This window comes from Enterobacter cloacae complex sp. P1B, assembly GCF_014982345.1.
Classification (GTDB): Bacteria; Pseudomonadota; Gammaproteobacteria; order Enterobacterales; family Enterobacteriaceae; genus Enterobacter; species Enterobacter bugandensis.
The window spans coordinates 43,312-59,038 of sequence record NZ_JADCLF010000023.1; the positions used below are offsets into that span (position 1 = coordinate 43,312).

Here is a 15,727-nt window from a genome sequence, read left to right on the forward strand (position 1 = left end):
GGCCATTATGAAATTATTAATTCTTGGCAACCATACCTGCGGCAACCGTGGCGACAGCGCCATCCTGCGCGGTTTACTGGATGCAATTAACACCCTTAAGCCTGAGACTGAAGTGGACGTGATGAGCCGTTATCCGGTCAGCTCATCCTGGTTACTGAACCGCCCGGTGATGGGCGACCCGCTTTACAGCCAGATGAAACAGCACAATAACGCCGCGGGCGTGATGGGGCGCGTGAAGAAAGTGCTGCGCCGTCGCTACCAGCATCAGGTGCTGCTTTCCCGCGTCACCGACACCGGCAGGCTGCGCAACATCGCGATCGCGCAGGGCTTTACCGATTTCGTGCGTCTGCTTTCCGGCTATGACGCCATTATTCAGGTCGGCGGCTCGTTCTTCGTCGATCTCTACGGCGTGCCGCAGTTTGAGCATGCGCTGTGCACGTTCATGGCGAAAAAGCCGCTGTTTATGATCGGCCACAGCGTCGGGCCGTTCCAGGATCCGCAGTTCAACCAGCTCGCAAATTATGTGTTTGGCCACTGCGACGCGCTGATCCTGCGCGAATCGGTCAGCCTCGACATGATGAAGCGTAGCGAAATTGACACCTCTAAAGTAGAACACGGCGTGGATACCGCCTGGCTGGTGGATCACCAGGACGATGACTTCCAGCCGAGTTACGCGGTGCAGCACTGGCTCGACGTGACGGCGAAACAGAAAACCGTTGCGATTACCCTGCGTGAACTCGCCCCGTTCGATAAGCGTCTTGGCACCACCCAGGCAGCCTATGAGAAAGCGTTCGCCGACGTGGTGAACCGCGTGCTGGACAGCGGTTATCAGGTGCTGGCGCTCTCAACCTGTACCGGCATCGACAGCTACAACAAAGATGACCGCATGGTGGCGCTGAACCTGCGCAACCTGGTGAACGACCCGTCCCGCTACCACGTGGTGATGGATGAGCTGAACGACCTGGAGATGGGCAAACTGCTTGCAGCCTGCGACCTGACCGTGGGCACCCGTCTGCACTCGGCAATTATCTCCATGAACTTTGGCACGCCGGCCATCGCCATTAACTATGAGCACAAGTCCGCCGGGATTATGCAGCAGCTTGGTATGCCGGAAATGGCCGTGGATATTCGTCATCTGCTGGACGGATCGCTCGGTGCAATGGTGGGGGACACCCTGGGTCAACTGCCCGCGATCAATGAACGCCTGGCGGTGGCGGTGAAAGCCGAGCGCGAGAAGGGCATAGACATGGTGAAGTCGGTACTTGACCGTGTGCGGGAGGGGAAATGAAGGTTGGTTTCTTCTTACTGAAATTTCCGCTGTCGTCTGAGACCTTTGTACTGAACCAAATTACCGCGTTTATCGATATGGGATATGACGTCGAGATCGTCGCCCTGCAAAAGGGCGACACCAAAAATACCCATGCGGCGTATGCCCAGTATGGGCTGGAGGCCAAGACCCGCTGGCTGCAGGACGAACCGGCCGGGAAGCTGAGCAAGCTGCGCTACCGGGCCAGCCAGACGTTACGCGGGATCCACCGCGCGTCGACGTGGCGCGCGCTGAACGTTTCCCGCTATGGATCGGAATCTCGCAATTTAATTCTGTCGGCCATCTGCGGGCAAACGGCGCAGCCGTATCGTGCCGACGTGTTTATCGCCCACTTTGGCCCGGCGGGGGTCACCGCCGCGAAACTGCGTGAGCTTGGCGTAATTGATGGCAAAATTGCGACTATCTTCCACGGTATCGACATTTCCAGCCGCGAGGTGCTGAACCACTACACGCCGGAGTATCAGGAGCTTTTCCGCCGCGGCGACATGATGCTGCCCATCAGCGACCTGTGGGCCGGACGACTGAAAAGCATGGGCTGTCCGGGGGAGAAAATTGCCGTGTCGCGTATGGGCGTGGATTTAACGCGCTTCACTCGCCGCCCGGTTAAGGTGCCGGGAAAACCGCTGCAGATCATCTCCGTAGCCCGTTTGACCGAGAAGAAAGGTCTGCACGTGGCCATCGAAGCCTGCCGACAGCTGAAGGCGCGCGGGGTGGCGTTCCACTATCGCATTCTCGGCATTGGCCCGTGGGAACGTCGTCTGCGCACGCTTATCGAACAGTATCAGCTGGATGATGTCGTGGAGATGCCGGGCTTCAAGCCGAGCCACGAGGTTAAAGCCATGCTCGATGAGGCGGACGTGTTCCTGCTGCCTTCGGTAACGGGCGCCGATGGCGATATGGAAGGCATTCCGGTTGCGCTGATGGAGGCGATGGCCGTTGGGATCCCGGTGGTATCGACGCTGCACAGCGGGATCCCGGAGCTGATCAAATCTGATCATTCCGGCTGGCTGGTGCCGGAGAATAACGCGATGGCTCTTGCGGATCGATTGGCTGCCTTCAGCGACATCGACCAGCAGGCGCTGGAGCCTGTGCTCCAGAATGCCCGACAAAAAGTTGAAACCGATTTTAACCAGCAGGTAATCAATCGCCAGTTAGCGAGCCTGCTGCAAACGCTGTAACGCCGAGGTTGTATGCTGAAAAAGATTACCCGACGCACCTTTGTCTCTTCTCTGTCCGTTCTGGCGGCCTCGCCGCTGCTGTCGTCCCGCATGGCGAGGGCGGCAAGCGGAAAGACGGTCTCCATTAATCAGTACAATAGCAACGACTGGATCGCCGCTTTTAAGCAGGCGTTTAAGGACGGTGACACCGTCGTTGTCCCGGCCGGACTTACCTGCGAAAACATCAATACGGGCATTTTCATTCCCGACGGTAAAACGCTGCTGATCCGCGGAGCGTTGACCGGCAACGGACGTGGGCGTTTTGTGCTGCAGGAAGGCTGCAAAGTGATCGGTGAAGGCAGCGGGCGCACGGAGAACATCACGCTCGACATTCGCGGCTCGGACTGCGCGATCAAAGGGCTGGCAATGAGCGGATTTGGGCCGGTGACGCAGATTTACATTGGCGGCAAGAAACCGCGCGTGATGCGCAATCTGGTGATTGATAACATCAGCGTGAGCCAGGCCAACTACGCCATCCTGCGCCAGGGCTTTCACAATCAGGTTGATGGCGCCCGGATCACCAACAGCAAATTCAGTCATCTGCAGGGCGATGCGATCGAGTGGAACGTTGCCATCAATGACCGCAATATTCTGATCTCCGATCATGTGATCGATAACATCAACTGCACCAACGGCAAGATCAACTGGGGCATCGGCATCGGCCTCGCCGGCAGCACCTACGATAACGACTACCCGGAAAAGCAAACCGTGAAGAACTTCGTGGTGGCAAATATCACCGGCAGCAACTGTCGCCAGCTGGTGCACGTTGAGAACGGGAAACACTTTGTTATCCGCAATATAAAGGCCAAAAATATTACCCCCGATTTCAGTAAAAAGGCGGGTATAGACAACGCAACGGTCGCCATTTATGGCTGTGATAATTTCATTATTGATAATGTCGACATGGTCAACAGTGCCGGAATGTTAATCGGCTATGGCGTTATTAAAGGCGATTATTTGTCCATCCCGCAGAACTTCAAGCTTAACAATATCCATCTGGATAATCGCCAGCTAGCGTATAAGCTGCGCGGAATTCAAATTTCATCCGGTAATGCGACCTCCTTTGTAGCGATCACCAACGTGGAGATGAAGCGGGCGACGCTTGAGCTGCACAATAAGCCGCAGCATCTTTTCTTACGTAATATCAACGTGATGCAGGAGGCAGCTATTGGCCCCGCGCTGAAGATCAACTTCGACCTGCGTAAAGATGTGCGGGGTAAATTTATGGCCAAAGACGAAACCTTGCTGTCGCTGGCGAACATCAAAGCGGTGAATGAGAAGGGGCAGAGTTCGGTGGATATTGACCGGGTGGATCAGCAGGTAGTGAATGTGGAAAGGCTGAATTTTGCGCTTCCGCACAGATAATCGACAACTTTCTTTTTTGAGACTATTCCTGGCACAGAAGTGTGATCTATTCAGATTACAACTACAGAAATTTGTGGGGCTAAGGCGTAACATTGTCAGAGGATTACGGCAAATCATGCTGGCGAAAACAGGTTTAAGAGCTATAATTCGTCAACCATTTTAAGGTGGAAGAAATAATGATTAATTTGAAAGCAGTCATTCCGGTAGCAGGCCTGGGCATGCATATGCTGCCCGCCACTAAAGCCATTCCTAAAGAGATGCTGCCGATCGTCGACAAACCGATGATTCAATACATCGTCGACGAGATTGTTGCTGCAGGGATCAAAGAAATCGTCCTGGTTACCCATTCGTCCAAGAACGCGGTTGAGAACCATTTCGACACCTCTTACGAACTCGAAGCGCTGCTTGAGCAGCGCGTCAAACGCCAGCTGCTGGCAGAAGTGCAGTCTATCTGTCCGCCAGGCGTAACCATTATGAACGTGCGTCAGGCACAGCCGCTGGGTCTGGGTCACTCGATTTTGTGTGCCCGCCCGGTAGTGGGTGATAACCCATTCATCGTTGTTCTTCCGGACATCATCATCGATACCGCTTCAGCCGATCCGCTGCGTTACAACCTGGCGGCAATGGTGGCGCGTTTCAATGAAACCGGCCGTAGCCAGGTGCTGGCGAAACGCATGAAGGGCGATCTCTCCGAGTACTCCGTTATCCAGACAAAAGAAGCGCTGGAGACGGAAGGGCAGGTGAGCCGCATCGTTGAGTTCATCGAAAAACCCGATCAGCCGCAGACGCTGGATTCGGATCTGATGGCGGTTGGCCGTTATGTCCTGAATGCCGATATCTGGGCGGAGCTGGAAAAAACTGAGCCAGGCGCCTGGGATCGTATCCAGTTGACCGATGCAATTGCAGCACTGGCGAAAAAACAGTCCGTTGACGCGATGCTGATGACAGGTGACAGCTACGACTGCGGTAAGAAGCTGGGATACATGCAGGCGTTTGTGAACTATGGGCTGCGCAACCTGAAGGAAGGGGCGAAGTTCAGAAACCGGATTGAGAAGCTGTTGGCTAACGACTGATATTCCTTCCGCGTCCAGAACAAACGGCAGTTATCATTTTTGGTGTTGAGACATAACCAAAATGATAACTGCCGTTTTTTGTTATTAATTTTAATGATTACATAGGGTTATCTGATTCAAATCTCAGCAGCTTTGTAGCGATTTGTGCTTGTTTCTCTGGTCGTTTAGGACGACAATTAACGCCTGTTTTTGTCTGTAACCAGACAAGCAAAATCATTAATCAAACATCGCTCAGTGCACTGGTAGCTGTTAAGCCAGGGGCGGTAGCGTGCTCAATTTCTGAAACCATTATTAAACACTCAGGTTTCAGAACCCCAGTATCCAGACATATACACTAGACGGAACAGATAACGTGAAAATTCTTGTGACGGGCGGGGCTGGTTTTATCGGCTCAGCGGTTGTGCGACATATTATTAAAAATACACAGGACGATGTCGTCAATGTAGATAAGCTCACCTATGCCGGAAATCTGGAGTCGCTAACAGAAGTTAGTGATAGCAACCGATATGCCTTTGAGCATGCCGATATTTGCGACAAAGACGCCATGGATCGCATCTTTGCAAAGCATAAGCCTGATGCGGTAATGCATCTGGCTGCTGAAAGCCACGTTGACCGTTCTATTACGGGCCCGGCAGCGTTTATCGAAACCAATATCGTCGGCACTTATGTGCTTCTGGAAGCCGCCCGTGCGTACTGGTCCACGCTTGATGAGCAGGCGAAGAAAGCGTTTCGTTTCCATCACATCTCTACCGACGAAGTGTATGGAGATTTGCCGCATCCTGATGAGCATCCTGCATCAACTGAGCTGCCACTCTTTACTGAAACTACCGCGTATGCGCCCAGCAGTCCGTATTCAGCGTCCAAAGCCTCGAGCGATCATCTCGTTCGTGCCTGGATGCGTACCTACGGTTTCCCGACCATCGTCACCAACTGTTCAAATAACTATGGCCCTTACCATTTCCCGGAAAAACTGATTCCGTTGGTTATCCTGAATGCATTGGACGGCAAAGCGCTGCCTATTTACGGCAAGGGCGATCAAATCCGCGACTGGCTCTATGTTGAAGACCATGCGCGTGCACTTTATACCGTGGTCACCCAAGGGAAACCGGGGGAGACGTACAACATTGGTGGACATAACGAAAAGCAAAACCTGGATGTGGTGCATACGATTTGCGATCTGCTGGATGAGATTGTGCCTAAAGAGGGGTCGTATCGCGATCAGATTACCTATGTTGCTGACCGTCCGGGCCATGACCGCCGCTATGCGATTGATGCTGAGAAAATTGGACTTGAGCTTGGCTGGAAGCCTGCGGAAACATTTGAAAGTGGGATTCGTAAAACAGTTGAATGGTATTTGGCAAACACGACATGGGTAGAAAACGTTAAAAGCGGGAATTATAAGACCTGGATTGTACAAAATTATCAAAATCGTTAAGGGCTGTCCGCCTCGATATTTATATGGTTAATTAGCTGATAGGGGACGACAATGAAAATTTTAGTGACTGGGGGAACTGGATTTCTCGGTACTGCTTTAGTCAAAACGTTAAGATCAGCAGGTCACCAGGTAATTTTCACTACGCGTCGAGAAGAAAATATTGAACAGGGAATGTATAATCTTGGCGATATTTCGGCTCAAACGAATTGGACTACGCTTTTACAAGGTTGTGATACTGTCATTCATACCGCAGGAAGAGCTCATATCCTTAAAGATGATGCTGAAGATGCGCTGACAGAATTTCGTCGTGTCAACCATGATGCGACAATGAAATTAGCTAATGACGCTGCAAACTGTGGCGTAAAACATTTCATCTTCGTCAGTTCAATTGGAGTAAATGGTAATTCCACATCGGGAATCCCTTTCAGTGAATCGACACCTGCCAGACCAACGTCAGATTATGCTATTTCCAAGCTGGAAGCCGAGGAAAGCCTTCTCAAGGCATTTTCAGGTAGTAATATGGCAATAACAATCGTTCGTCCGGCTTTAATCTGTGGTCCAAATGCTCCGGGTAATATTCAACGCTTATTAAAGTTAGTGTCTAAAAACCTGCCTCTGCCTTTTAAGTCAGTAAAAAATAAGCGCGCCCTTGTTTCACTGGACAATGTTGTGAGCTTTATAAGCGAATGTACAACAAATGAAAAGTCAAAAAATGAACTTTATCTTTTGGCTGACCAGGAGCATCCTTCAACTGAAGAAATGATTACGGCATTTTCTACCGGGATGGGCATGACAGCGCGGATTGTTTATTTCCCTCGGGCATTACTTAAAATTTTTCTTTCAGCAATGAGGAAAAAAAGTATATATGACCAACTGTATGGCGATCTGGAAGTCGACTCAACGAAATCAAGGGAACAGCTTCAATGGACTCCACCCGTTACGTTGCAGGAAACGATGGTAAAAACAGCGAAGAATTTTATTGAAGGTAAAAAATAATGTTGTATCTGGGGATTGTCGTTTTTGCATTCTTTATCTCATGCGCGATGACCTGGGGTTTAAGGTTGTACGCCATCAAGAATAATGTGATTGATCAGCCAAACCAAAGAAGCTCACATAGTGTGCCGACGCCGCGCGGTGGAGGGGTTGCTATAGTATTAACATTATTAGCTGCATTACTATGGTTGGTACTGACAAAACATATCTCTTATGAGACATTTTTAGGCTTCTTCGTGCCGGGCTTATTGATTGCGGTTATCGGTTTTCTCGATGATCATGGACACATTGCTGCGCGCTGGCGTTTGCTGATGCATTTCTTAGCAGCAGCAATAGGTCTCTATTTCTTAGGAACGTTTCCGGATATTGATATATTTGGCTATGTCGTATCTTTGTCATGGTTTGGAATAATCATAGGAAGCGTCTATCTTGTGTGGATGTTGAATCTATATAACTTTATGGATGGCATTAATGGTCTTGCAAGCTCTCAAGCCATTACTTTTTCTCTGTGCAGTGTCGTTATAATAACGCTTAGCCAAAACCCTGGTTCTCCTGATGCGATGACGATGATTGCACTGGCTCTCGCTGGGGCTGCCGCAGGATTCATTGTGTGGAACTTCCCTGTGGCAAGGATCTTCATGGGGGATGCTGGAAGTGGTTTTTTAGGTATTACTATTGGCCTGATGATTCTTTATTTTGCAAAGCTAGATTCACATGTCTTGTTCGCTGAACTTTGTCTGCTTGGTATTTTTATTGTGGATGCAACTACTACCTTGCTTAGAAGATTACTGGCTGGTAAAAAAGTTTATGAAGCACATGCAAGCCATTGCTATCAAATTCTTGCCCGCAAATATAAGAGCCATGTTCCGGTAACATTGGCGGCGATTGCAATAAATATTGTGTGGTTGTTCCCAATTGCATACTTAATCATTTCTGCAAAAATTGATGGAATTGTTGGCATCATCATCGCGTGGCTACCATTGATATTTATCGCTTTCAAATGTGGGGCTGGAGTCAAAGACAAAGAGAATGCATAAATGAATGATCTGATCATTATAGGAGCTGGAGGGCATGGACGTACGCTGTACGAAACTGCTAGACTTTTGGGATATGAAAATATTGTATTCCTCGATGATAATGAATCGTGCTTAAATACTTCAGAGATTCATGTTATTGGGAAAACATCAGATCTTAATCTCTATGCGGACACTGCCAAACATATTGCTATAGGCATTGGCAATAATAAGCTAAGAGAAGTATTCCACCATCAGCTTCAAAGTTTAAGTATTACTCCTACAACGCTGGTACACCCCTTTGCATTTGTGAGTCCGTCCGCTACCTTGGGGAGCGGGAGCGTAGTTTTAGCTGGTGCAGTTATTGGCGCAAACTCAACCTTAGGAGCAGGTACGATAGTTAATAGTCATTCGACGGTGGATCATGATTCGACTCTTGGTGATTTTGCCCACTTAGGGGTTGGCGTGCATCTTGCCGGTGGTGCGAATATTGGGAGATCGGCTTTTCTGCAAGCGGGAACAGTGGGTGGATATAGTGCAACAGTGGATGAGCATGCCATATGCCCTCCCGGTACTATTTTATAAATTAATAGCAAGCTTTAACGAGGCGACTAGTTTTTAGTATGCTAACTTATTTAATTTCTTTGCCAAGACCAATAAAACGGATTATTACACTCTCCATTGATGTTGTTTTGTTAACGTGTGCATTTTGGTTTGCATTTTGGGTTCGTATTGATTCTATGACACCGTTAACTAGCGTATCCCACTGGTTACTGCTCACATCAATAATAGTAATTACTCTTGCCATCTTTGTAAAACTTGGACTTTATAGAGCTGTAATACGTTACATAACCGCGAAAATACTGCTTGTTGTTTCTCTTGGAATGCTAATTTCGTCGTTACTCCTGATTATTGCCGCTTTTTACACAAACCTCTATCTTCCAAGAACCATCCCCTTTATTTATTTCTCGTTCGGGGTATTGCTTGTGGCGGGCTCGCGCCTTGGAATGAGAATGCTAGTTAATCGTGGCTTAAAATTGGGAACCCGCGTCATCATATATGGGGCCGGAGCTTCAGGACGACAGTTACTTCCCGCGTTGAGTCAGATGGATGAATACTATCCCGTTGCGTTTGTTGACGACAATCGCTCATTACAGGGGCAGGTGATCCATGGTGTAAGTGTGTTTTCGCCAGAAAAATTGGCATGGCTAATCGAGAAGTATGAGGCTAAGAAAATTCTGCTGGCGATGCCAAGTGCCAGCCGTGCGAGAAAAAATGAGGTGATTTCTACCCTCGAAGGACTACCTTGTGAGGTGCTTTCGATTCCGGGAATGGTTGACTTGGTTGAAGGAAAAGCGAGAATCGATGCTTTACGTAAAGTAGTGATTACCGATCTGTTAGGTCGCGACCCTGTTTCACCGATCCCTGAATTAGTCTCAAAGAATATTCTTGATAAAACGGTCATGGTCACTGGCGCAGGAGGGTCTATTGGTTCTGAACTATGCCGACAAATAATCAAAAATAAACCTTCACAACTAATTCTTTTCGAGTTATCAGAATACTCACTTTATTCTATCGATTCTGAGCTAAGAAATTTAATTCTGACACAATCCTTGAATACTAAGATTTACCCAATTTTAGGTAACGTTCAGGATATGGAACATCTTGAAAGGCTAATCAAGGCATTTAACGTTGAGACTATATACCATGCGGCAGCCTATAAGCATGTTCCGCTAGTTGAATTCAATGTTATTGACGGTGTCCGTAACAATATCTTTGGAACTTTGTGCTGCGCTCAAGCTGCCGAAAATTGTGGCGTCGAAAGTTTTGTTCTTATCTCTACAGATAAAGCTGTGCGGCCAACAAACACAATGGGTGCGACAAAGCGTATGGCGGAGCTGATTCTGCAGGCCCTGGCATCAGAATCGAGTAAAACCTGCTTCAGCATGGTCCGGTTCGGGAATGTGTTAGGTTCGTCCGGTTCGGTTGTGCCCCTATTTGAAAAACAAATCGCTGCTGGTGGTCCGGTAACATTAACGCACCCTGATATCACCCGTTATTTCATGACCATTCCTGAAGCAGCGCAGCTTGTGATCCAGGCTGGAGCAATGGGTAGTGGGGGAGATGTTTTTGTGCTGGATATGGGAGACCCGGTTAAAATTATTGATCTCGCCCACCGCATGATTGCCTTGCAGGGACTTTCCGTCCGCGATGATAAAAATCCTTATGGTGATATTGCTATCAAAACGACGGGACTGCGGCCTGGTGAGAAGCTTTATGAAGAGCTGTTAATAGGCGATAACGTCTCTATAACACAGCATCCACGAATTAAAACGGCTAATGAAGTCATGCTTCCGTGGAGTGAAATGAAAAATATTCTTGCAGAATTGGATATCTCATGTCGCAACTTTGATTATGAACGGGTGCGCAAAATATTGCTAAATGCACCTACTGCATTTAATCCTACTGATGACATCTGTGACTTACTCTGGAAAGAAAAAAACAGTTAAGTATCTTAAGTCAGTACCAAAATCTGAAATTAACTCACAAAGTAGATGGGAAAGAGATTCTTTCCCACCGAAGGATTTATAATGAACGTAATTCAAACACCTTTAAAAGATTGTGTGATCATTGAGCCTAAGGTTTTTGGTGATTCTCGCGGTTTTTTTCTTGAAGCCTGGCATAAAGAAAAATATGAAGATGCAGGAATTAAAGGTACTTTTGTACAGGATAATCGCTCACGTTCGAGTCGAAATGTTCTACGTGGACTGCATTTCCAGAAAACGAAGCCTCAGGGTAAATTAGTTAGCGTAATCAGCGGTGAAGTTTATGATGTTGCAGTGGATCTTCGCCAGGATTCTGATACGTTTGGCCAATATGTTGGTGTACTTCTTTCAGGCGAGAAGAATAACCAGTTGTACGTTCCTCCTGGTTTTGCCCATGGATTCTGCGTATTAAGCGATTATGCCGATTTCCACTATAAGTGTACTGATTTTTACGATCCAAAGGATGAAGGTGGGATTATCTGGAATGATCCAGATATTGCCATTGACTGGCCGATAACATCACCACTCCTCTCTGAAAAAGACATCAAATTAATTACACTCGCTGAGTACAAGAAAACGTTATGAAAGCACATTATACAGTGATCGGTGGACGTGGTTTCATTGGTAGTGAAATCGTGGAAAACCTTCTGGCTAAGGGCGAAAAAGTTGAAGTCCCGCCACGCGATGATGAGACTCTTTTTGATAGAGATCTGGGCATTGTCATCTATGCTGCTGGCAATGGTGATTGTGCAAACACACCATTTGATGTATATAAATCAAACACCGAGTTGCTGGCAGCAATTTTGGAACGCGCTGAATTCTCGAAATTAATTTATATTTCATCAACGCGCGTATATATGGAACAAGATAGCGCGTCGGAAAATGATAATCTTACGGTATGCAGTAGCGATAACCGAAGACTTTTTAACCTTACTAAACTGGTAAGTGAAGAGTTATGTCTTAAAAGTGGCCGAGATACGATTATTGTCAGACCTAGTAACGTTTACGGTTTGGCATTAAAAAGTAAGTTATTCCTGCCAAGCATAATTAGAAATGCAATTTCGAATAAACATATTGATATGTATGTTGCGCCTGAATATGCAAAAGATTATGTTTCAGTTACGGATGTTGCAGAAATGATTTACCTCATTAGCCGTAAGAATGAACATCACATCTATAACATTGCTTCTGGTGTAAATACCAAAGCATCTGATATTGCAGATTTAATTGCGAGTAAAACGGGCTGTACGATCAAATGGCATGAAGGTTTCAAAGGAGAGTATTTCCCTCCTACGGATAATACCAGAACTATAAATGAGTTCGGCCATGTCTATAAAAATGTATTGTCTGATATAGAAATAATGATCGATAACTTTAAAAAGAATATGACAGATGTCTAATTTTTTCTTATCAGCCATTAAAAAAATTGTGGCGGATGAAGATAAAAGAAAAGTCTTTGTGAACTTTTTTTATCTCAGCCTCGAGAGAATAACTCAACTCGTTATCATTATTATTATTAACAGATTATTGATAAATCATTATAATTTTGGTGATTTCAGTAGCTGGCAATATTCTCTCGTTATTCTGGCTATATTCATGACAGGCACATGGATCTGTGGGGCTGAGGTGGTTATTCCTAAATTGCTGGATGCACCATCAAAAATAAACTCCACTATGAGCAACGTGATTTTATTGCGTCTAGCGGCAGGAGTTTTCGTTGCATTGTGCATGGTGGCATGGGGAATCTTTGCTGCCAGTGGGCTGTCCAGACAGTTCATTATTGGTTTGGCCATATCTGTTGCATTACGAGAAACTTTTATTGTAGGTTTAACATGGTACCAAAGCCAGGCTCGTCTCAAGTTACCTTGCCTCGTGCTGATGTTCGCTGCAATAATTAAACTCATTGTCATTTATATTGGTGTAAGGAATCAATTACCAATAAATTATCTTTGGGTGGCATGGGTTATTGAATCACTTTTACCTTGTGGCTTTATCTTTTATACTTTCAGAAAAGCTACAGGGTTTAAATTCGTGAAGGTTGATTCTGAGATTTTCTCGTATTTTAAGATTGGTGTCGCCGTATGGTTTTGTTTGATTATGCAGCAGGTCACCATGAAATTTGATCGAGTATATCTCGAAGGGAAAATTTCTGGAGAAACGTATTCGAACTATGCAGCAGCACTTCAGTTAGTAGATAACTGGTATGCAATATGTATTCTGTTTGTTCAGGCAATCGCACCAATTTTTATATTTAAATTTATTGATATCACAACAATAAAAAGAAAATTGCCGTTCTGTATTTTCGCTACGCTTTCAGTAACCTGTGCTGGCGCACTGTTTACAACAGTTCTTGCTGACATGATTATTCACGTCCTTTATGGTGCAAAACTCGTTTACGCATATAGTTATTTAAAAACATTTGTCTGGTTAACACCAATTTTAGCTATAGATCAGTTGCTCAGTATGGTTCTAATTAGAATGAAGCAGTTAAAAAAATTAGCTATTAAGTGGCTGATAGCCTTCTGCCTGGTAGTGGCTATTGTTCCTGCCATTTTCCATTATATGGGGGTGAGTAACATCGTCATCGGTTTAGCAGTAGTCTACGCCTTTAACATAATTTATTCTACGAGGTGCATTAGTGCAGTACAATGATAAGATTTCAATAGTGGTCCCTGCTTACTGTGAACCATCGAAAGTTAAGCGCTTCATGGATGCTATACTGAATATTGATTATCCAAACAACCTTGTCGAATTAATTCTTATTGACGATTGTAGTCCGATTTCACTTGCAGAAATCGCAGGCTCGTATGCGGAAGCGTTTAAAGATAAGATAAATTTTTTATTCCACAGGAACCAAATAAATTCTGGCAGGGCAATTTCCCGTAACGTGGGTATTTCTCTCGCGACAAATTCGTTGATAATGTTTATTGATATCGACAACCTGCTTGAACCTAACGCATTAAAAAAGATCGTTTCTTTTTTCCATGACAAGAGCTATACAGCAGCCAGAATTAACATACGAATCGACCCCGCCAGACTCAACACCAGCAATTACCTCCGCTATTTTGACAGTCGTTATTTGGGGGCGCGTAACATGCCTGAAGGAATTATAAGCACTCGTTTCTTCGCAAGTGACGGCATTATCCTGACGCGAGATATAATTGACACAATTGGCGGTTTTGATGAAACTTTCTATCATTACGGCTGTGAAGATGAGGAACTTGGCATCCGAGTTTCAAAAGCAAAGTATGACTTTTATTTTTTACCCGATGCAAGAGCAGAAGACAGTGATACCCCAACTTTGCGCAGAGCTTCGGAAAGAATGGTTGTATATGCATCAAAATCTTTCCCTGTATTGAAAGAAAAACACCCGGAATGCGTGAAGGACAGTCTCTTTTCATCTTACGAAGTGATGTTGGAAGATACAAAACTCCTTAGTAAACTGCTCATAAAGGCTATACATATTCTTCCAATAACAACGACACGAAAAATTCTGCTCTGCTTGTGTGATAAATTAGATTCAAAAACGATTAAAATACCCGATTTTGTATATAAGGTCGTATTGGCACTTTCATATATTGAAGGTGGAAGACTTCGACAGCTGAGGATGTAGGATGAGTATTTTTTTATTGTCCCCAGGGTTTGTATATGCTTCAATTTGGCTGTTTACAATTTTCTTATATTCGCTTGGATTGACGACTAATATTAGCCCTCTCTCAAGTGAGATGATGGTGTTTTTGTCAATCAATGTTGTTCTGGGGTTGATTTTTTCACTTCCTTTTATCACTCCTGGCAGTATTAATCATGTTCGTCTTAAAGATATTATGCCATCCTGGCGGGCGACTAAAATATGGCTCATCATTTGGTGCTTTGCAATAATACCTGATGTGGTTGTTGCTGGTGGGATCCCAATGATTATGCAATTTAGGGGTGGCTATAACTATACCGAGTTCGGCATACCAACATATCATGGGATAGTAAATATGCTATTCCTTTTTGTTTTTCCGTCACTATATTATCATTTTCTTTTATCAAAACGGAAAAGTATACTTCTGGTAATTCTGTTAATGAGCATCTGGGAAATGCTGGTCTTCAGACGTGGTATTCTGATGTCTGGTCTCGTAGAAATATTCTTTTTATTCTTTATTTATAAAAAATTCACGAAAAAGATGTTTGTTTATACTGTATTGTCAGTTGTGACAATAGTTCTACTTTTTGGAGCAGTAGGAGATATCAGGGGCGCAGAAAATCCGTATCAATATTTGTTGTCACCACAAGGCCAATTTTTGTCGAATCTGCCTTCAGGATTTACATGGTTTTATGTCTACGTTACTGCGGGTCTTGCAAATCTCGCCTATAACTTTGCGGATATAGTGCCGGTATACGATTTTACAAGCTTCCAGGATCTTTTCCCCAGTGTTATCCGAAATCTCATTTATAGTGATTTAGGATTCCACGATACCATGGCGTTAGTAGATGATAATGCCAACGTTTCAACAATGTTTGAAAAGCTAATGCCCGATCTTGGCATCGCGGGCTCCCTAATTGTGGTTACATGTTTACTTCTGCTTTTCAGTATTGCCTATAAGAATTTGCTAAAGTCATATCGTTTTAGTTTATTTCCTTATGCGATTGCAATGCAGTGCGCAATATTTAGTGGTTTTTATAATTTATTTTTTATTCAGACATATTTCTTACTTTTCATTGTAACTCTTGTTCTTGTGAGAATTAAAATATTTACAGGGAGTCATCCTAATG

Annotated in this window: 14 protein-coding genes; all 14 read left to right on the top strand. The window is 45.4% G+C overall.

Annotated elements, in window-relative coordinates:
• The first annotated feature begins 7 nt into the window (after positions 1-7).
• Positions 8-1,288, top strand: a complete 1,281-nt coding sequence (gene wcaK / locus INF77_RS22675; protein WP_150144375.1) for a colanic acid biosynthesis pyruvyl transferase WcaK — start codon at positions 8-10, stop codon at positions 1,286-1,288.
• Positions 1,285-2,505, top strand: a complete 1,221-nt coding sequence (wcaL, locus tag INF77_RS22680; protein ID WP_048959499.1) for a colanic acid biosynthesis glycosyltransferase WcaL — start codon at positions 1,285-1,287, stop codon at positions 2,503-2,505. The genes wcaK and wcaL overlap by 4 nt, the downstream gene beginning before the upstream one ends.
• 12 nt (positions 2,506-2,517) lie before the next feature.
• Positions 2,518-3,909, top strand: a complete 1,392-nt coding sequence (gene wcaM / locus INF77_RS22685; RefSeq protein WP_150144372.1) for a colanic acid biosynthesis protein WcaM — start codon at positions 2,518-2,520, stop codon at positions 3,907-3,909.
• Between the two features lie 176 nt (positions 3,910-4,085).
• Positions 4,086-4,982 (top strand): GalU regulator GalF, encoded by an 897-nt coding sequence (galF, locus tag INF77_RS22690; protein WP_048957548.1) that lies wholly within the window; start codon positions 4,086-4,088, stop codon positions 4,980-4,982.
• A gap of 352 nt (positions 4,983-5,334) precedes the next feature.
• A complete protein-coding gene (gene rfbB, locus INF77_RS22695; RefSeq protein ID WP_047367927.1) occupies positions 5,335-6,417 on the top strand; it encodes a dTDP-glucose 4,6-dehydratase in 1,083 nt (360 codons plus the stop codon).
• A 51-nt stretch (positions 6,418-6,468) separates the two neighbouring features.
• Positions 6,469-7,413 carry an NAD-dependent epimerase/dehydratase family protein gene (locus INF77_RS22700; protein ID WP_047367926.1) on the top strand — a complete coding sequence of 315 codons (945 nt, stop codon included), beginning with the start codon at positions 6,469-6,471 and terminating at the stop codon, positions 7,411-7,413.
• Positions 7,413-8,447, top strand: coding sequence for a glycosyltransferase family 4 protein (locus tag INF77_RS22705; RefSeq protein ID WP_193066419.1), 1,035 nt, complete (start codon positions 7,413-7,415; stop codon positions 8,445-8,447). Before INF77_RS22700 ends, INF77_RS22705 begins: the two co-directional genes overlap by 1 nt.
• On the top strand, positions 8,448-9,008 hold the full coding sequence (locus INF77_RS22710; protein WP_063849690.1) for a sugar O-acyltransferase: 561 nt from the start codon (positions 8,448-8,450) through the stop codon (positions 9,006-9,008).
• 38 nt (positions 9,009-9,046) lie between these two features.
• Entirely contained in the window at positions 9,047-10,933 is a 1,887-nt protein-coding gene (locus tag INF77_RS22715) for a nucleoside-diphosphate sugar epimerase/dehydratase (protein ID WP_028013781.1), read from the top strand.
• An 81-nt stretch (positions 10,934-11,014) separates the two neighbouring features.
• Positions 11,015-11,554 (top strand): dTDP-4-dehydrorhamnose 3,5-epimerase, encoded by a 540-nt coding sequence (rfbC, locus tag INF77_RS22720; protein WP_028013780.1) that lies wholly within the window; start codon positions 11,015-11,017, stop codon positions 11,552-11,554.
• Positions 11,551-12,369, top strand: a complete 819-nt coding sequence (locus tag INF77_RS22725) for an NAD(P)-dependent oxidoreductase (RefSeq protein ID WP_028013779.1) — start codon at positions 11,551-11,553, stop codon at positions 12,367-12,369. Before rfbC ends, INF77_RS22725 begins: the two co-directional genes overlap by 4 nt.
• Complete coding sequence (gene wzx / locus INF77_RS22730; protein ID WP_028013778.1) at positions 12,362-13,621, top strand: O45 family O-antigen flippase; 1,260 nt, start codon at positions 12,362-12,364, stop codon at positions 13,619-13,621. Before INF77_RS22725 ends, wzx begins: the two co-directional genes overlap by 8 nt.
• Positions 13,608-14,582, top strand: a complete 975-nt coding sequence (locus INF77_RS22735) for a glycosyltransferase family 2 protein (RefSeq protein ID WP_028013777.1) — start codon at positions 13,608-13,610, stop codon at positions 14,580-14,582. Before wzx ends, INF77_RS22735 begins: the two co-directional genes overlap by 14 nt.
• Position 14,583: 1 nt before the next feature.
• Positions 14,584-15,727: O-antigen polymerase (locus tag INF77_RS22740; RefSeq protein ID WP_193543109.1), on the top strand; the 1,144-nt coding region annotated here is incomplete at its 3' end.